Raw genomic sequence first — 18,033 nt, forward strand, 5'->3', positions numbered from 1 at the left:
CCGGTAGAATACCGACAAATGGCCGCTTGATTAGCTAAAATATTTTACTTTAACTTTTTGGGTACACCACAATTTGCTTGAGCTTTTTATTTGTCAATTGGCGGGTGAGTTTGTCATTGCTTATAACGAATGTGATAATCATGTCATGTAAGCTCACATGACATCACTGGACACTGGTTGGGTTTGATAGAATAAACTTATTATGGAAAAGATGAAAAAATATTTGTTAATTGTGGCGATAGCTTTGCTATCGTTTGTCGGATTTGGGCTGAACGCACATGCTGCTGAGAAGCCAAATTATGTGATTACAACGGATGCGACTTATCCACCGTTTGATTTCCAAGATAAAAATGGACAATACACTGGTATTGACCAAGAAATCTTGAAAACGATTGCTGAGCGCGAAGGTTTTACCTACACGTTGAAGCCGATGAGTTTTAATTCTGCGACTCAGTCTGTTGCTTCAGATCAGGCGGATGCGGTGATGGCGGGGATGTCCATCACTGATGAACGTAAGAATGTTTTTGACTTTGGGACACCTTATTACCGTTCTGGTATTGGTTGGGCCGTTAAAAAAGGGTCAAACATCAAGTCACTAAAAGATTTGAAGGGCAAAACCGTTGCAATTAAGACAGGGACGTCTGGTGCAGAATATGCATTGTCAATCCAAAAAAAGTATGGCTTTAAAGTGGTCTATTTCAATGATTCAGACACCCTTTATAATGATGTGATTAATGATAATTCGCAAGCCACTTTCGGTGATTTGCCAGTCATTCAATATGCCGTTAAAAACGGAACAGCCTTAAAGGTGATGAATCCAAAGTCACCAATTCAAGCGGGTTGGTATGGTTTTGCCGTTAAAAAGGGTAAGAATGCGCAATTATTGGCCGACTTCAATAAGGGCTTTGCAGCCATTAAAGAAGACGGGACTTACGATAAAATTGTGGCCAAGTATTTAGGTGCTAGTGCAGCAACCTTTACCGGTAGTAAGAAAGATAACAACACAGTTTGGGGCATTTTGAAGGCCAACAAGATGGCCTTCCTACAAGGACTTTGGGAAACGATTGTGTTGACTGTCTTTGGGATTGTGTTGGCCTCAATTTGGGGTATTATTTTAGGTGTCATGGGTGTTAGCCAAAATGGCTTTGTTCGTGGTATTTCAAGTACAATTATTTATATTTTCCGTGGTTTGCCACTGATGGTCTTGGCCTTCTTTATTTACATTGGGTTGCCAGGGGTTATTGGTATGAAAATTCCGGCCGTAACGGCAGGAATTTTGACGCTGGTCTTAAACGAAGGGGCTTATACGGGTGCGTTCGTCCGTGGTGGCTTTGAAGCCGTTGATCGCGGCCAGATGGAAGCGGCGCGTTCCTTGGGCTTGCCATATAGTCGTGCGATGCGCCGGGTAATTATGCCACAAGGGATTCGGATTATGATCCCAAGTTTCATTAACCAATTTATTATTACTTTGAAGGATACATCAATTTTGTCAGCCATTGGTATCTTGGAATTGACACAAACAGGTAGTTTGATTGTGTCTCGTAATTCTCAAGGATTCCGCGTTTGGGCCATTGTCGCTGTGATATACTTAATTGTAATTACGTTACTCACATGGTTGAGTAATTGGGTAGAAAAGAGGATTCACGCATGAGTGATGCGCAAACAAAAGTAAAAGTCCATGTTGAAAATGTTAACAAGTCATATGGTGATAACCATGTCTTGCGAGATATTTCATTGGACGTTTCTGAAAATGAAGTGGTGGTTATGATTGGCCCTTCAGGATCAGGTAAGTCAACTTTCTTACGGATGTTGAATCAGTTAGAAACACCAGATAACGGCACGATCATTGTTGACGGCTTTAATATTTCTGATAAGGCAACAGACATTAACAAAGTGCGTGAAAATATTGGGATGGTTTTCCAAAACTTTAACCTCTTTAATAATTACACGGTACTTGAAAATATCATGTTGGCACCAGTTGAATTAGGCAAGTTAGACAAGGCAGCTGCCGAGAAGAAAGCCCGTGAATTACTTGAAACAGTTGGCTTGAGTGATAAAGCTGATATGTCAGTTAATTCATTATCTGGTGGTCAAAAGCAACGTATCGCCATTGCTCGTGCGTTGGCCATGTCACCAGATATTATGTTGTTTGATGAACCAACATCAGCCCTGGATCCAGAAATGGTCGGGGATGTGTTGAACGTCATGAAAGATTTAGCGGTTTCTGGGATGACGATGATTATCGTGACACACGAAATGGGCTTTGCAAAGCAAGTCGCCGATCGCGTTGTTTTCTTTGAATCAGGTAAGATTCAAGAATCTGGCACACCAGAAGAAGTCTTTAACGCACCTAAAAATGCACGTTTGCAAGAATTTTTGAGCAAAGTCATGCAAGCCTAATGGGTTTGATAGACATTCTCACAATTGCACGTGCAACAAACGATTGAAAAAGCCGACCGTTTGGTCGACTTTTTTGTAATGTAGGAAGAGAATTTTAATGATCATGTTAAAAAGATACATTTTAGGGCTGGCAACATTAGTCATGTTTTTTCTGATGACGCCAATCGCGTCAGCTGATAAACCACACTACACCATTACGACAGATGCAACCTATGCGCCGTTCACGTTTCAAGATAAAAATAATCGTTATGTCGGCATTGAACAAGACATGATGAAAGCCATTGCCGAACGAGAAGGGTTTACTTATACTATGAAGCCCATGAGCTTCAATTCTGCGGCGCAACTGGTCTCAAACGGACAAGCTGACGGAATTATTGCTGGTATGTCTATTACACCAGAACGGCGTCAAGTTTATGACTTTTCAACCCCTTATTACAAAACAGGGGTGGCCTGGATTGTTAAAAAAGACAGCAAAATTAAATCACTGGCAGATTTAAAAGGGCAAACTGTGGCTTTAAAGACGGGAACGGCAGCGTCTGAATATGGCCTATCGCTACAGAAAAAATATGGTTTTCAGGTCAAATATTTCAACGATACCGATACTATGTATAATGATGTGGCAGTTGGTAATTCGGCGGCCACATTTGAAGATATGCCCGTCATTCAATATGCGATTAAAAATGGCATGGCCTTAAAGGTTATGAACCCAGATCAACCTGGTAACGCTGGGTCTTATGGTTTCGCAGTTGAAAAAGGCAAAAACAAAGCCCTCTTAGCAGCCTTTAATCGTGGTTTTGCTGCCATCAAAAAAGATGGCACGTACGATAAAATTGTGACGAAGTATTTGGGTGCCCGGCAAGCAACGTTCTCTGGCACTAAAAGTGATAACAGCACTGTGCTTGGAATTTTACGGACCAATAAGACAGCGCTGCTCAACGGTTTGTGGCAGACCATTGTGTTGACCGTGATTGCGATTATTTTTGCCTCAATCTGGGGTATTTTACTCGGTATCATGGGTGTGAGTCAATTTAGCTGGGTGCGGGGAATTGCAACCACAATTATTTACATTTTTCGTGGCCTACCATTGATGGTCTTAGCGTTCTTTATTTATATTGGGTTGCCTGGTTTAACTGGAGTGAAAATACCAGCCTTTACAGCGGGTATCATCACGCTGATTCTAAATGAAGGCGCTTATACAGGGGCGTTTGTTCGTGGTGGCTTTGAAGCTGTTAACCGTGGGCAAATGGAAGCTGCGCGGTCGTTGGGCTTGTCTTATAGTCAGGCCATGCGTCGGGTTGTGATGCCGCAGGGGCTGCGCATTATGGTGCCAAGTTTCATCAACCAATTCATTATTACCTTAAAAGATACGTCGATTCTATCAGCCATTGGGTTGCTCGAATTAACGCAGACAGGTTCTTTGATTGTGGCGCGTAATTCGCAAGGTTTTCGTGTCTGGGCAATCATTGGGGTCATGTATCTCATTTTGATTACGTTGTTGACTTGGTTTAGTCGCTGGGTTGAAAAACGCATGACTGCAAAATAAACATCAAAAACACTTCCTATTCGTATGATGAATAGGAGGTGTTTTTTTGATGTTTATCGCACAAGACAAGCAAGGCACGTATGTGCAAGCTAATGTCGCTGGGACAACCGGTGAGTTTTACTGTCCTGGTTGTTTGGCACCGGTCTACTTACGTCAGGGAGAGATTAAGCAACCGCATTTTGCACATCGCGCGGGTGCGCAGTGCCACACTTTCTCAGACAATGAAACACCGCAACATTTAGCTGGGAAATTACAATTGGCAACTTACTGTCAAAAATTCGGGCAAGTCACTTTGGAAGCAGTTATTCCGGCTATCAACCAACGACCTGACATTTTAATCACCCGCGCACATCAGCGTATTGCCATTGAATATCAGTGTAGTCCAATCTCACAACAACGTTTAGATGAGCGGAATGCGGGCTACCGCCAACAGCACATTACCGTGATTTGGATTTTAGGCGCCACTTATTATCAGGCTAAAATGGCGCAACGCACGATTGTTAAATTTTTAGCCAATCAGCAGTTGTGCTTTTATTTACCTGATACGCAAAAATTTTATCACCGCGCCCATTTTGAAAAACCAGATTTTGGTCGGGTTAATTACAGTGAAATTGTCAGCACGCAGTTGTTGACAACAGTACCAAAGCACAAACAACGAAGCCTAGATGTGGTGCAACAAATTTACAAACTGCAACAACTCATCGCGCAAAAACGGGTGGATCAGCGCTTGATTACCTATCTTTATTTGCAACAACGTTTATTATTGCAGACACCGCTCTGGATTCATCTGGGGCAAACCTTTGGTCTGACGATCAGCAATTGGCAGTGGCGGTTACAGAGTGTGTTAGTGTTAGAAAAAATTGGCGTTGGCCATGTTTTGCATCAGCAGGTAATGCTGGCCAAACTAAAACCCTATGTTTTAGGGCATCCCACTTTTCAACAAGAACAAGTGATGGCATTATTGCAAGAAATGGTGGCGCAGCACTTTATTGTGCAGCGTGGTGCTTATTTCTTAGTTATTGAATTACCGGTGTGGTATGGGTCGTTGCGACAAAAATTAGGTCAAGTGAGAAAATAGTGATAAAATAAAGTATGATATTTTAAGAAGGGAATGTTGGTGTCCACCGATCATATGCGTGACACTGACGTGTAATAATAATGGCACAACTACAACGCGATGAAGTACCTGAAGAGTTAACTTGGGATTTGACCTCCATTTTTGCAACTGATGATGATTGGGAAACAGCCTATGATGCGCTGCATCAAGGCGCGCAGGCGCTGAAGCAATTTGTGGGGCATGTTGGTGATTCAGCCCAAACGTTGCAAGCAGCACTGGAAGCCGATCTTGATTTGGAACGTCAATTAGAAAAAGTCTATGTCTATGCGCACCAAATTTATGATCAAGATACGACGAATCAAAAATATGCCGCTTTTAATAGCCGTGCGCAAGCACTTTGGTCTGAAGTCAGTGAAGCAACAGCTTACTTCCAACCAGAAGTGTTGAATATTCCAGAAGAAACGTTGGCGAACTATTTGAAGACGGCAGGGTTGCAACCTTACCAACATTTATTTGATCAAATTCTGGCGCAAAAGCCTTACACTTTGCCAGCAGAACAGGAAGCACTGCTGGCTGGAGCTGGGGATATTTTTAACGCTTCCGAGAACACTTTTGGTGCGTTAGATAACTCAGACATGACGTTTGGGGATGTCCATACTGAAACGGGTGAAGTGGTGCCATTGACAAATGGCCTTTACAGTCTGTTGTTGGAATCTAAGTCACGTGAATTACGTCAAGAAGCGTTTGAAACCTTGTACGATAGTTACATTGCCTTGCAAAACACTTTCGCGTCAACGTTATCGTCACATGTCAAAGGCCATAATTATTTAGCGAAAGTGCGTCACTATCGCTCAGCGCGGGAAGCAGCCATTTTACCACACAGCCTACCAACATCAGTATTTGAAACGTTGCGTGAAACGGTTGATGCCAATTTGCCATTGTTGCATCGCTTTGTATCACTCCGTAAGCAAGTTTTGGGTGTTGACGATGTGCACTCATACGACCTCTACGTACCGTTGGTCGATGAGATTGATTTTGATGTCACTTATGACAAAGCCAAAGACATTGTGTTGGCCGCTTTGGCACCATTAGGACCAGACTATATTGCCGTGGTTAAAAAGGCCTTTGACGAACGCTGGATTGATGTGGTGGAAAATAAGGGCAAGCGGACTGGTGCGTATTCAAGTGGCACCTATGACACGAACCCCTTTATTTTGTTAAATTGGCAAAATAACTTAAATAACGTCTACACTTTGGCCCATGAAATGGGACACTCGGTGCATTCTTATTTGACTCGCCAAGCACAACCTTATCATTATGGTGATTACCCAATTTTCCTAGCTGAAATTGCGTCAACAACCAATGAAAGCCTACTGACGGATTATTTGTTAAAGACAAATGATGATCCAAAATTCCAAGCTTATGTGTTGAATCAATATCTTGATGGCTTTAAGGGCACGGTATTCCGACAGACCCAATTTGCGGAATTTGAAGATTGGATTCATGAACAAAGTGCCGCTGGAGTGGCGTTAACAGCTGACGCGATGAGTACGTACTATGCGGCATTGAACCAGAAGTACTATGGGCCAGATCTCTTCCCGGATGAAGAAATCGCGTATGAATGGGCCCGTATTCCACATTTCTACTACAATTATTATGTCTATCAGTATGCCACTGGTGAAGCCGCAGCGACGACTTTAGCTGATCGTATTTTGAACCAGAATGGGGCAGAAGCGTATAAAGACTACTTAAAGGCCGGTGCCTCAGACTATCCATTAGCCGTTATCGGCCAAGCAGGGGTTGATATGACGCAAGCGGATTATTTGAAGGAAGCCTTTGGCGTGTTTGAAAAGCGTCTCGATCAGTTGACAGATTTGTTAGTTCACAAGTAACCACATTGATCTGTCTTATGGTACTGCCATGTTTATGGTAAAATGATAGGACAATAAATGGAGAACAACAACATGCAAACGACACCGCCCGAAGAATTAGTGGCTGTTGCGCTTGAAGCGCTTGACGAAACTTATACACCGTATTCACATTTTCCAGTGGGTGCTGCGTTATTGACAGCATCAGGTACTGTGTTTAAAGGGATTAACATCGAAAATGTCTCTTTTGGTCTCACCAATTGTGCAGAACGTACTGCTATTTTTAGTGCCATGGCAGCTGGTCATCGCCAGTTTGCTGGTTTAGTAGTTGCCGGGCGCACAAGTGAGCCAATTGCCCCTTGTGGTGCATGTCGACAAGTCATGGTCGAACTTTTCCCATCCGACATGCCAATTTGGTTGATTAATGATACTGGCAAAAGTGTGCAAACGACGATTGCGGATTTAATGCCAGGGTCATTTAACGCACTGGCGTAGTATCACGCTGATACGTCGCTTAAAAGTACTGACTTGAAGGAGAGCATATGCAAAAGCAAAAAGTACTCGTTTTTGACGGCACAGCACAAGCCGCAATTGATTATTTAAAAGCCCATGATTTAGAAGTGATTTCAAATCCACAACAATCAGATGCCGATTTTCTTGCCGCAGCTGATGTAGATGCGGTGATTTTAATGATGCATCCGCTATCCGAGCAACTATTATCACAGATGCCAAATCTTAAAGTGATTGCGCGTTATGGTGTGGGCTATGACAATGTTGATTTGGCCGATGCAACGGCACATGATATTGTTGTCACCAATACGCCAGGGGCGAATGCAACGGCGGTTGCGGAAACGGCTGTCATGCATATGTTGATGGCTGGACGTTATTTCTATCAACAACGACAGAGCATTACTGACCCCAACGTGCCAAATGGGACGGGGCAAGAAGTTTCGCATAAGACAGTCGGCATTATTGGTTTTGGGGCTATTGGTCAAAAAATTGATGAATTGCTGACGGGATTTGATGTCAACGTGCTAGCCTATGCCCGACATGACAAACCTGTCAAAAACGGGCGTATGGCCACGTTAGACGAGATCTATACGACAGCAGACTATATTATCTTGGCCTTGCCAGCAACGCCAGCAACGCAACATATGATTGATACGGCTGTTTTCAAGAAAATGAAAAGCAATGCCGTCTTAATTAACATTGCGCGTGGGGCAGTCGTAGACGAAGCGGCCTTAATTGCCGCCTTGAAGACAGGTGAGATTGCTGGTGCGGGGCTAGATGTGGTCACGGTTGAACCAGTTGCACCAGATAATGAATTATTAACATTACCAAATGTTTTTGTCACACCACACGTGGCGGCAAAATCAGTTGAAGCGTTTGATGCGGTTGGGTTAGCGGCAGCACAAGAAGTTGTGCGTGTCTTAAACGGTGAAGCACCAAAAAACCAAGTCAATTAAAAAACACGTCGCCTTTTTAGGGCGACGTGTTTTTTATTCAGGTTTGTGTAATGAAACAGGGAGCATGTCAAGGTCTGGTAATGCTTCATGATTAATTTCAGCAAATAGGACGTCAATGAGACGTTGTGCGGCCTCATGGATTGGCTGCACGATTGTTGGGAGATCGGGGTGCAACTGTTGGACAATTGGTGAACCGTCATACCCTGCCACAATCACGTCCTCAGGGACACGAATGTTTGCCCGGCGTAGCGCATTTTGTAGCTGGACAGCCATCATGTCATTATAAGCAAAGACGCCATCTACTTTCTCTGTCACAATCAAGTCAACAATCTCTGCCAACTCTTCGGCACTGGCAAATTCATTAGAATTAGAATTGATACTGTGCTCAATTAAGCGGCTTTTATTGGCAATCGCATCCGCAAAGCCAACATAACGTTGTGCGGTTGGGGATGGAGAAGGGTCGTTGTCACATAATACCAGCAGATTCTTAGTCCCTTGAGAGACAAGATATTCGCCAATGAGATAGCCACCGCGATAATTGTCTTCATGAACAATCGGAATATTATCTGCTAAATGACGATCATATGACACGATTGGGAGAAAATTATCTTGATAACTGGCGATACCGAGATTATGTGATGAGGTGATAATACCTTCCACTTGATTGGCTGCTAACATTTGCAAATATTGTTGTTCTTTTTCAATGTTATTGGCACTTGTGGCAATAATCACTTTGTAACCTTTTTCAAATAAGAGTTGTTCGATTTCCGTGGCTAAAGCGGTAAAAAAGGGATTTTGAATGTTAGGGAAAATTAAACCGATAAATTGTGACGATTTACCTTGTAGTGAGCGAGCCATGGCATTTGGTTGGTAGTGCAACTCGCGCATGGCAGCATGAACTTTATCAATCGTTTTTTGGCTCAAGGAACCATAATTATTGATGACGCGTGATACTGTTGTAATTGAAACGCCGGCCAATTCGGCGACGTCACTTAATTTTGCAACCATTGAAACCTCCGTTTACTGCTAAAAATTGTGTTGCATTTTTAATCACTAAGCACATTCTATTATACACTTTTTCGCGGCAAAACTTTTAGCAAAAAAATGCTTAACGCTTGACAAATTATTTAAAAGGGTTAATATGGTCTTATAAGTTAAAAACATCACAAGTAAAACGGAGCGGAAAACATGGAAGCATTAGTGTTGACTGGTATTAAGTCACTGGAATTGAAAGAAATTGCACAACCTGAAATCAAGCCTGACGAAGTTAAGATTCATACAGCCTTTGCTGGTATTTGTGGTACCGACCATGCGTTGTATGCTGGTTTGCCTGGTTCTGCACCAGCGGTGCCACCAATCGTCTTAGGTCACGAAAATTCAGGTGTGGTTGTCGAAGTTGGTTCAGAAGTCACAAACGTTAAGGTTGGGGATCGTGTGGCAGTTGACCCAAACATCTACTGCGGTCAATGCAAGTACTGCCGTACAGGACGTCCAGAATTATGCGAACATCTCTCAGCTATCGGGGTGACGCGTGACGGTGGCTTTGAAGACTACTTCACAGCACCTGCCTCAGTTGTTTACCCAATCCCAGACAATGTGTCATTGAAGGCGGCAGCTTTGGTTGAACCAATTTCTTGTGCCGTTCACGGCATTCAATTGTTGAAGGTATCACCATACCAAAAGGCACTTGTCATTGGTGATGGCTTCATGGGACAATTGTTTGTCCAAATTTTGCAAGCTTACGGTATTCACGAAGTTGATTTGGCTGGTATTGTGGATGAAAAGTTGGCCATGGCGAAGGACAAGTTTGGTGCAAAGCGCACATTCAACACAATGGCCGGTGACAAGATTCCTGATAGTGAATATGACGTTGTCATTGAAGCGGTTGGTTCACCAAAGACACAAGAAGCAGCGATTGAAGCTGCTGCACGTGGTGGTCAAGTGTTGATGTTTGGTGTGGGTGGTCCAGACGACACATTTGAAATGAACACTTATGAAGTCTTCCAAAAGCAATTGACAATTCAAGGTTCATTCATCAATCCAAATGCCTTTGAAGACTCATTGGCTTTGTTGGCATCAGGTAAGGTGGATGTTGAACCTTTGGTTTCACATGAATTGGACTATGCCACTGTTGAAGACTTCTTGAACGGCAAGCTTGGCGTGGTGTCAAAGGCTGTTGTGAAGGTTGGTGGCGAAGAAGCGTAACAGAAGCGTAACCGAAAGACAGGTCACGCGATAAAGTCATCAGCGCGTTGATCGAGGGGGGCAAGTATGGCATTTTCAGATTATTATTCAGCTTTACAACACATCGGTATACCAACGCATGATTTGGCGGCTGCAGAAGCTTTTTGGACAAAATTAGGGTTTACGAAAATTGGTGATTTTCCAGTTGGACAAGTCATTTTTATGCAACGTGACAATCTTGTGATTGAAACATGGTACCAAGAAGCGGTTGCCAATCAACCAGGTGCAATTAACCATATCTCATTGGACACGACAGATGCTGAAGCAGCTTTTGCGGCTGCAAAGGCTGAAGGTTTTGATCTGATTGATTCAGAAGTACAACAATTAGCATTTTGGGACAAAGGGATTAAGTTCTTTAATATCCAAGGCCCAGATGCCGTAATTGTAGAATTCTGTGAAATTGTAAAATAGAAAAAGTTGGCGTGGTGGCGCCAACTTTTTTATTGCACGGCATTGTGGTGGTATTATCGTGTTTTCATATCTGTTTCTGAAAGTTCCAAAAATACGATGAATTATTTTCTAAAATTAATCCTGACGAACGTTTGACACTGGTCATTTAAATCGATTAAACTAATAATGTAAGCGCTTAACAAAACTATAAAATAAAGCAATGATGGACAATTTAACGTCACGACGTACCGTAAATGTTAACCATACATTTTAGTCAAGTTGTGTCATGATTGTTAGTCTGTCCGGCAACGGGTGCGCGTTGTTTTGTTGCAACTGTGGACTTGGCGTCACCAGCCTACGGCTTTTGATTGGGATGCTACAGTCACGATGACCACCTTTGCTGTGTATACGGGTTTAAAGGGTGATCATCATGACAGCAAATGACTAAAACAGAGATAAGAAAAGAGAAAAAATCATGGGACTATTAGGTGCAATTGAAGCAGGTGGTACAAAGTTTGTGGTGGCTGTTGCTGATGAGAATTTTAACATTATCGATAGGACAGCATTTCCAACATTAGATGGTGAAAAGACGTTGGATCAAGTGATTGCGTTCTTTGACCAATATGATAACATCGACGCCATTGGGATTGCCGCCTTTGGGCCAATTGATATTGTGCCTGAATCAAAGACTTACGGTTATGTCCTCGATACGCCAAAACACGGCTGGTCAGGGTATGATTTCTTAGGTCGGATGAAGGCTTGGCGTGATATCCCTTACTACTGGACAACGGATGTCAATGGGGCTGGTTGGGCGGAGTTTACCACAGGCGCTGCCAAAGACGTTGATAATATGGTGTATTTGACAGTCGGCACGGGTGTTGGGGCCGGTATTGTCTCTGGTGGACACCTTGTCAGTGGTTATGGTCACCCAGAAGCCGGTCACATTTTCTTGCAAAAGCATCCAGAAGACACGTATGCGGGTCATTGCCCATTCCACGGTGCGAACTGTTTGGAAGGTTTGGCAGCTGGACCAGCCATCGAAGAACGTTGGGGCATGAGTGCCAAGGAAATTCCTGATGATCATTTGGCATGGCGCATGGAAACCTTCTACTTGGCACAAGCGATTTTGGATTATACGATGATCTTGCGCCCAGAAAAGGTGGTACTTGGTGGCGGCGTGCCACACCGTGAGATTCTTTTCTCCTTAATTCGGGAAAGCTTTGCGGAACAAATGCATGATTATTTGGCAGTGCCACCATTGGATGACTATATTGTGCCAGTGGCTAATGGCGATAATGCCGGCATTCTCGGTTGCTTCTATTTGGCGAAAACATTGCGATAACCGTTGTTTAGTTAAATACTTACTTTTTGTCAAGTTGCGCGCTTTGTGTTACTATGAACACATCAATAACTCAGAGGGAAAATGATGGCAAAATTAGCAGAACATACAGAGGATTTACTCTGCGAGAATTTCACCAATACATTTCAGATTTTAGGTCGTAAATGGAATGGCCTGATCATTGAAACGTTGCTGATTAGCGGGCCAAAACGTTTCTTAGAATTGTCACGGGCGATTTCGGGCTGTTCTGACCGTGTGTTGGTTGAACGTCTGAAAGAACTTGAAGCCGTACAGTTGGTTAACCGTGTCACTTATGAAAATTCTAGTCTCATTGAATATAAGCTGACGGAGTCTGGTGAAGCAATGCGTCCGTTGATGGCAGCAATTCATGAATGGTCTGATCAATATAATAATGTGGCCAAGACAAAACATGACGACACAGACGCTTTAGCATGATATACTAGAGTTGTAGTCTAGCGCGTTTTAGTGCTGTGCCGTTATGGCAAATAGTCACTAAAATAGGTGCTAAAACAGTAAAATATGTTTTAAACACGATGAATGACCTAGTAATGATAGAACAAATTTAGCGAGCAATACAAGTTGGTGAAAGTATTGTATTTGCGTCTATGATGAATTTCAGTCAGGAGTGATTGGTTTAATCACCAACGTTTTGACAGCGTTATTGTCACTTAGAGCTGACGTTAGTCAGAAAATTGGGTGGTACCACGATCAGACGTCCCATGTTATCTCACGATAACATGGGACGTTTTTTATTCACGTGATTAAAACATCAGGCGTCGTATTGAAAGGAAATGATGATGAGTTTAACTGAAGAACTAACAGCATTAAAGGCTTCAGCCGTAGAACGAATTAACGCCGCAGACGCAGATATTGAAGCGTTGCGCGTCAGTTTGCTGGGTAAAAAAGGCGAATTAACTGCTTTACTGAAAGGGATGAAGGACGTTGCGCCAGAAGACCGCAAGGCAGTGGGCGAAATTGGCAACGATGTACGCCAAACTATTACCGCTTTGTTGGCGGAAAAAAAGGCGGCCGCTGAAGCAGCAAAGCTTGAGGCACAATTGGCAGCCGAAACGATTGATGTGACGTTGCCAGGTAGTGCACATGTTGTCGGACAACCCCATGTTTTGCAACAAATTATTGATGAAATTGAACAACATTTCTTAGGTTTAGGCTTTGAAGTGATTGATGATACCGTTGATTCACCGGAAGTTGAAACCGACGAATATAACTTTGAACGGGAAAACTTGCCAAAGGACCATCCGGCCAGAGATATGCAAGATACGTTCTATATTACGCCTGAAATCCTATTACGGACGCAAACGTCACCTGTACAATCCCGTTCATTAGAAAAGCACGACTTTTCAAAGGGACCCCTTAAGATGATTGCGCCTGGAAAGGTTTATCGTCGTGATACGGATGATGCGACGCATTCACACCAATTCCATCAAGTTGAAGGGATGGTTGTGGGTGAAAACATCACAATGGCTGACTTGAAGGGCACTTTGCTCTCAATCATGCAAGCCTTGTTTGGCGAAAAGCATCAAATTCGGATGCGGCCATCATATTTCCCATTTACTGAACCTTCAGTTGAAGTTGACGTATCTTGGAATGAAGTGACACCAGATACCAAGCCAGAAGATATTGAGTGGATTGAAGTGTTGGGTGCGGGGATGACGCATCCCAATGTTTTGCGTATGGACGGGATTGACCCAGAGAAGTATTCAGCGTTTGCCTTTGGCTTAGGCCCAGATCGTTTTGCGATGTTGAAATATGGCGTCGACGATATTCGGCAATTCTATTTGAACGATGTCCGCTTCTTGTCACAATTTAACCGAAAGGGGAACTAAACATGAAAACGAATTTAACATGGTTAAATGATTATTTAGACCAAACCATTGCGTTAGATCAACAAGCGGTAGCGGATTTAGCTGAACAAGTCGCCCGCACGAGTGTAGAAGTCGATAGCGTCACGACATTGGCGCAACAACAAGATGGTCTTGTTGTTGCTGAAGTTGTCAGTGTTGTACCACACCCAGATTCTGATCACATGGTTATCACACAAGTCAATATTGGTGAACCTGAATTGGTACAAGTTGTGACAGGGGCACCCAACGTAGCCGTGGGCCAATTGGTTGTTCTGGCTAAAGTTGGGGCACATATTATTAATCGCGAATCAGGCGAATTAATGACCTTAACAGCCGCTAAGCTACGTGGTGAAATGTCTTATGGGATGTTGGTAGCCTTACAAGAAATTGGGTTTGATAATAAAATTGCACCGAAAGACTTTGAAGCGGGTATTTATGTCTTTGGACCAAATGATGGTGTGCAACCTGGTGATGATGCCTTAGTGGCGCTGGGCATGACAGATCCCGTGTTGGATACTGATTTAACGCCTAATCGTGCGGATATGCTCTCAATGATTGGGACAGCGTATGAATTTGGGGCGATGCTAAAGCAACCAGTAACTGAGCCAGCATTTGATTTAGTCGAATATGAGACGTTAGCCAGTGATCAAGTTGATGTCGTGATTGAAGATGACACTTTGGCGCCAAAGTATGCTTTGCGCGTGGTGAACAACGTGACGGTTGGTGATTCACCACTCTGGCTGCAAAAAGCACTTTGGAATGCGGGTATGCGCCCAATTAACAATATTGTTGATATTACAAATTACATGATGTTGATGTATGGGCAACCTTTGCATGCGTTTGATTTGGATAAGTTATCGGATAAAACCGTGCATGTGCGTCGTGCTAAAACAGCGGAACAATTGGTGACGTTGGATGACCAAACGCGTGATCTTCGTCCGGATGAAGACATCGTGATTGCCACTGCTGATGAACCACTGATGCTGGCTGGTGTCATGGGTGGTGCCAGTTCAGAAGTTGACCATACGACACGACACATCGTTTTGGAAGGTGCTGTGTTTAACCCGAGTTTGGTGCGCGCTACGGCACGTCGTCATAATTTGCATTCAGAAGCTTCGGCTCGCTTTGAACGTGGCGTGAACTGGGATGCAACCTTTACGGCTTTGGATCATGCCGCACAATTGGTTGATGAATTAGCCGGTGGCCAAGTAGCCCGTGGCCGAGTGGTTGCAGCCGATACACCTTATGAAGAAATTGTGATGCCATTGACGGCGGCACGTGTGAATCAAATTCTTGGCACATCATTGACGCTTGCAGATATTGCTGCCATTTTTGATCAATTAGCCCTGGACTATCAAATTGCAGCGGACACCATTCAAGTGACCTTGCCAGCGCGTCGACCAGATCTACGAATTGAAGCAGATTTGATTGAAGAAATTGCGCGCCTTTATGGTTATGACAATTTGCCTGTGACTTTGCCTTATGGGCCAACAACACCTGGTCACTTAACATTACGTCAGCGTCAAATTCGTGCAAGTCGTCGTATTATGGAAAGTTTGGGCTTGAATCAAGCCATTTCCTACGTCTTAACTACACCTGAAAAGGCACAACAATTTGCTGAAAATCCTGGTGAAAAGGTTGTCACGTTGGACTACCCAATGAGTTCAGATCGGACGACAGTGCGTCAAAATCTATTAGCGGGTCTATTAGAAGATGTTGTTTATAATGTCAATCATGGCGTGTCCGACGTGGCACTTTATGAACAGGGGCGTATTTTTATTGGGACTGACGACAATACGCAGCCAACTGAAATGGAACATTTGGCTGGTGTTTTGACGGGTACACGCGCAACTTCAAGTTGGCAACAGGATAAAACGCAAAAGCCAGTTGACTTCTATGATATGAAGGGGATTGTTGCTGAATATTTGGCCCAAATCGGTGTTGAAAATGTGCGTTATGAAGCGACAAAGCGCCACCAAAACATGCATCCTGGGCAAACGGCTGATATTTACAGTGGCGATGTTTATCTTGGTTTTGTGGGGCAAATTCATCCTAAGGTGACACAAGCTCATAAGTTAGCACCGGTATTTGGCTTTGAACTGAACTTGTTTGCAGTGATGTCACAAGTAACTGGTGACGTTGCTTATGCCCCAATTTCACGTTTCCCACAAATGCGACGCGATGCGGCGTTGTTGGTTGATGAACACATTCAACATGCTGACATTGTCGCCCTGATTCGTGAAACAGCTGGTAACAAGCTTGTGGATGTACAATTATTTGATGTCTACACAGGGGATAATTTGCCTGCCGGTAAGCGCTCACTAGCCTATACGTTGACGTATCAAGATAATGATGAGACACTAGTTGAAGCAGAGGTTAACGCTGACTTTGAACGGGTAACCAATGCATTGATCGCGCAACTTCATGTGGAAGTGCGTTAAAATCTTTTCTAATTAAATTTGAGTTAAGTCTGTTGGCACGGTATAATTATCAATGGACTATAACGATTACAAGGAAACCTCATGGCTAAAATAATTGTACACGGCGGCAAACGCCTCCATGGTGAAGTCACAATTGGTGGCGCAAAAAACTCAACAGTAGCACTTATTCCTGCTGCTATTTTGGCGGATACACCAGTGACTTTTGATACTGTACCTCAAATTCTCGACGTGAAAAATTTGCAACTCATCTTGGATGCAATGAACGTTCAGTCAAAATTTGAAAATGGCAATTTGGCCATTGATCCGACACAAATTGTGGAAAGTGATTTGCCAAGTGGCGCAATTAAATCACTTCGTGCCTCTTACTATTTCATGGGGGCTTTACTTGGCCGCTTTAACCGCGCAACGGTGACTTTCCCTGGTGGGGATAACTTGGGCCGACGTCCGATTGATCAACACATTAAAGGTTTTGAAGCGCTTGGTGCCAAGGTAACGGAAAGCAATGATATTATCCATATTGATGCCACAGAAAATGGGCTAGTCGGCGCACGTATCGCTTTAGATACGGTTTCAGTTGGTGCAACAATCAATATTATTTTGGCTGCGGTGCGTGCTAAGGGTCAAACGATCATTGAAAACGCGGCACGTGAACCAGAAATTATTGATATTGCAACATTTTTGAATAACATGGGTGCCAACATTCGTGGCGTTGGGACGGATACCATTCGTATTTCAGGTGTGCCAACATTAAAGGCGACAAACACGCATACGGTCATTCCTGATCGGATTGAAGCCGGTACTTATATGAGTATGGCGGCAGCCTTTGGTGATGGGGTGACGATTAAAAACGTTATTCCAGAACATTTGGAGTCTTACACATCAAAATTGATTGAAATGGGTGTGAATTTGGACATCGGTGAAGATGCGATTCACGTCTACCCATCAGACGCTTTACAACCAGTTAATATTAAAACGATGCCTTATCCAGGCTTTGCTACTGATTTACAACAACCAATCACGCCACTATTGTTGATGGCTGAAGGTGAAAGTGTCATTCAAGATACAATCTATCCAAAGCGCGTGAAGCATATTGCAGAATTGCGTCGTATGGGCGGTGATATTGATTCTGAAAAGCCTGGTGAAATTCGGGTTAATCATTCACCACGTCTTGTCGGCACAGATGTTGCTGCTGCCGAAATTCGCGCGGGTGCAGCTTTAGTTATTGCTGCGGTGATGGCTGATGGCGACACTGTGATTAACGATGCTGATCATATTTTGCGTGGCTATGATCGTATTCAAGAAAAGCTTGCTGGTCTAGGCGCTGATATTACGATTGAAGGCATTGATTTAATTAATTTGATGCCATAGCCTTGTAATTTCATACGGCACATGATAAACT

General features: G+C 43.4%; 15 protein-coding genes. 14 read left to right on the forward strand and 1 reads right to left on the reverse strand.

Annotated elements, in window-relative coordinates:
• Window positions 1-202 precede the first annotated feature (202 nt).
• The 7 genes from IE039_RS05665 (at window position 203) to IE039_RS05695 (ending at window position 8,334) form a co-directional block, all read left to right on the forward strand.
• On the forward strand, window positions 203-1,651 hold the full coding sequence (locus IE039_RS05665; RefSeq protein WP_189428874.1) for an ABC transporter substrate-binding protein/permease: 1,449 nt from the start codon (window positions 203-205) through the stop codon (window positions 1,649-1,651).
• The gene (locus IE039_RS05670) at window positions 1,648-2,400 is read left to right on the forward strand and encodes an amino acid ABC transporter ATP-binding protein (protein WP_010004224.1); all 753 of its coding nucleotides are present in this window, start codon (window positions 1,648-1,650) and stop codon (window positions 2,398-2,400) included. Before IE039_RS05665 ends, IE039_RS05670 begins: the two co-directional genes overlap by 4 nt.
• A gap of 103 nt (window positions 2,401-2,503) precedes the next feature.
• Entirely contained in the window at window positions 2,504-3,943 is a 1,440-nt protein-coding gene (locus tag IE039_RS05675) for an ABC transporter substrate-binding protein/permease (RefSeq protein ID WP_146977324.1), read from the forward strand.
• A gap of 49 nt (window positions 3,944-3,992) precedes the next feature.
• Complete coding sequence (locus IE039_RS05680) at window positions 3,993-5,021, forward strand: competence protein CoiA (RefSeq protein WP_189428875.1); 1,029 nt, start codon at window positions 3,993-3,995, stop codon at window positions 5,019-5,021.
• A gap of 80 nt (window positions 5,022-5,101) precedes the next feature.
• Window positions 5,102-6,892, forward strand: coding sequence for an oligoendopeptidase F (pepF, locus tag IE039_RS05685; protein ID WP_189428876.1), 1,791 nt, complete (start codon window positions 5,102-5,104; stop codon window positions 6,890-6,892).
• 72 nt (window positions 6,893-6,964) lie between these two features.
• Window positions 6,965-7,363 (forward strand): cytidine deaminase, encoded by a 399-nt coding sequence (locus IE039_RS05690; protein WP_010006087.1) that lies wholly within the window; start codon window positions 6,965-6,967, stop codon window positions 7,361-7,363.
• A gap of 47 nt (window positions 7,364-7,410) precedes the next feature.
• Complete coding sequence (locus IE039_RS05695; protein ID WP_146976313.1) at window positions 7,411-8,334, forward strand: phosphoglycerate dehydrogenase; 924 nt, start codon at window positions 7,411-7,413, stop codon at window positions 8,332-8,334.
• A 33-nt stretch (window positions 8,335-8,367) separates the two neighbouring features.
• Here the strand turns inward: IE039_RS05695 and IE039_RS05700 are convergent, their stop codons facing one another.
• The gene (locus tag IE039_RS05700) at window positions 8,368-9,342 is read right to left on the reverse strand and encodes a LacI family DNA-binding transcriptional regulator (RefSeq protein ID WP_189428877.1); all 975 of its coding nucleotides are present in this window, start codon (window positions 9,340-9,342) and stop codon (window positions 8,368-8,370) included.
• A 180-nt stretch (window positions 9,343-9,522) separates the two neighbouring features.
• Here IE039_RS05700 and IE039_RS05705 point away from each other — a divergent pair, with 180 nt between their 5' ends.
• From IE039_RS05705 to murA, 7 genes are all read left to right on the forward strand, one after another.
• The gene (locus tag IE039_RS05705; RefSeq protein WP_189428878.1) at window positions 9,523-10,539 is read left to right on the forward strand and encodes a zinc-dependent alcohol dehydrogenase family protein; all 1,017 of its coding nucleotides are present in this window, start codon (window positions 9,523-9,525) and stop codon (window positions 10,537-10,539) included.
• 66 nt (window positions 10,540-10,605) lie between these two features.
• A complete protein-coding gene (locus IE039_RS05710; protein WP_189428879.1) occupies window positions 10,606-10,989 on the forward strand; it encodes a VOC family protein in 384 nt (127 codons plus the stop codon).
• A gap of 454 nt (window positions 10,990-11,443) precedes the next feature.
• Window positions 11,444-12,310, forward strand: coding sequence for an ROK family protein (locus IE039_RS05715; RefSeq protein WP_010002577.1), 867 nt, complete (start codon window positions 11,444-11,446; stop codon window positions 12,308-12,310).
• A gap of 84 nt (window positions 12,311-12,394) precedes the next feature.
• Window positions 12,395-12,763, forward strand: a complete 369-nt coding sequence (locus tag IE039_RS05720; protein ID WP_010001231.1) for a winged helix-turn-helix transcriptional regulator — start codon at window positions 12,395-12,397, stop codon at window positions 12,761-12,763.
• A gap of 362 nt (window positions 12,764-13,125) precedes the next feature.
• Window positions 13,126-14,175, forward strand: a complete 1,050-nt coding sequence (gene pheS / locus IE039_RS05725) for a phenylalanine--tRNA ligase subunit alpha (protein WP_055308308.1) — start codon at window positions 13,126-13,128, stop codon at window positions 14,173-14,175.
• 2 nt (window positions 14,176-14,177) lie between these two features.
• Window positions 14,178-16,634 (forward strand): phenylalanine--tRNA ligase subunit beta, encoded by a 2,457-nt coding sequence (pheT, locus tag IE039_RS05730; RefSeq protein WP_189428880.1) that lies wholly within the window; start codon window positions 14,178-14,180, stop codon window positions 16,632-16,634.
• Window positions 16,635-16,715: 81 nt separating this feature from the next.
• Window positions 16,716-18,002: a UDP-N-acetylglucosamine 1-carboxyvinyltransferase gene (gene murA, locus IE039_RS05735; protein ID WP_029509904.1), complete on the forward strand. Its 1,287-nt coding sequence runs from the start codon at window positions 16,716-16,718 to the stop codon at window positions 18,000-18,002.
• Window positions 18,003-18,033: the final 31 nt, after the last annotated feature.

This window comes from Leuconostoc lactis KCTC 3528 = DSM 20202 (assembly GCF_014651235.1).
Lineage (GTDB): Bacteria > Bacillota > Bacilli > Lactobacillales > Lactobacillaceae > Leuconostoc > Leuconostoc lactis.

What these genes read in the sequence shown, in the direction of transcription:
- IE039_RS05665 (WP_189428874.1), top strand. Translation starts at nt 203, where the DNA reads ATGGAAAAGATGAAAAAATATTTGTTAATTGTGGCGATAGCTTTGCTA.
- IE039_RS05670 (WP_010004224.1), top strand. Translation starts at nt 1,648, where the DNA reads ATGAGTGATGCGCAAACAAAAGTAAAAGTCCATGTTGAAAATGTTAAC.
- IE039_RS05675 (WP_146977324.1), top strand. Translation starts at nt 2,504, where the DNA reads ATGTTAAAAAGATACATTTTAGGGCTGGCAACATTAGTCATGTTTTTT.
- IE039_RS05680 (WP_189428875.1), top strand. Translation starts at nt 3,993, where the DNA reads ATGTTTATCGCACAAGACAAGCAAGGCACGTATGTGCAAGCTAATGTC.
- pepF (WP_189428876.1), top strand. Translation starts at nt 5,102, where the DNA reads ATGGCACAACTACAACGCGATGAAGTACCTGAAGAGTTAACTTGGGAT.
- IE039_RS05690 (WP_010006087.1), top strand. Translation starts at nt 6,965, where the DNA reads ATGCAAACGACACCGCCCGAAGAATTAGTGGCTGTTGCGCTTGAAGCG.
- IE039_RS05695 (WP_146976313.1), top strand. Translation starts at nt 7,411, where the DNA reads ATGCAAAAGCAAAAAGTACTCGTTTTTGACGGCACAGCACAAGCCGCA.
- IE039_RS05700 (WP_189428877.1), bottom strand. Translation starts at nt 9,342, where the DNA reads ATGGTTGCAAAATTAAGTGACGTCGCCGAATTGGCCGGCGTTTCAATT.
- IE039_RS05705 (WP_189428878.1), top strand. Translation starts at nt 9,523, where the DNA reads ATGGAAGCATTAGTGTTGACTGGTATTAAGTCACTGGAATTGAAAGAA.
- IE039_RS05710 (WP_189428879.1), top strand. Translation starts at nt 10,606, where the DNA reads ATGGCATTTTCAGATTATTATTCAGCTTTACAACACATCGGTATACCA.
- IE039_RS05715 (WP_010002577.1), top strand. Translation starts at nt 11,444, where the DNA reads ATGGGACTATTAGGTGCAATTGAAGCAGGTGGTACAAAGTTTGTGGTG.
- IE039_RS05720 (WP_010001231.1), top strand. Translation starts at nt 12,395, where the DNA reads ATGGCAAAATTAGCAGAACATACAGAGGATTTACTCTGCGAGAATTTC.
- pheS (WP_055308308.1), top strand. Translation starts at nt 13,126, where the DNA reads ATGAGTTTAACTGAAGAACTAACAGCATTAAAGGCTTCAGCCGTAGAA.
- pheT (WP_189428880.1), top strand. Translation starts at nt 14,178, where the DNA reads ATGAAAACGAATTTAACATGGTTAAATGATTATTTAGACCAAACCATT.
- murA (WP_029509904.1), top strand. Translation starts at nt 16,716, where the DNA reads ATGGCTAAAATAATTGTACACGGCGGCAAACGCCTCCATGGTGAAGTC.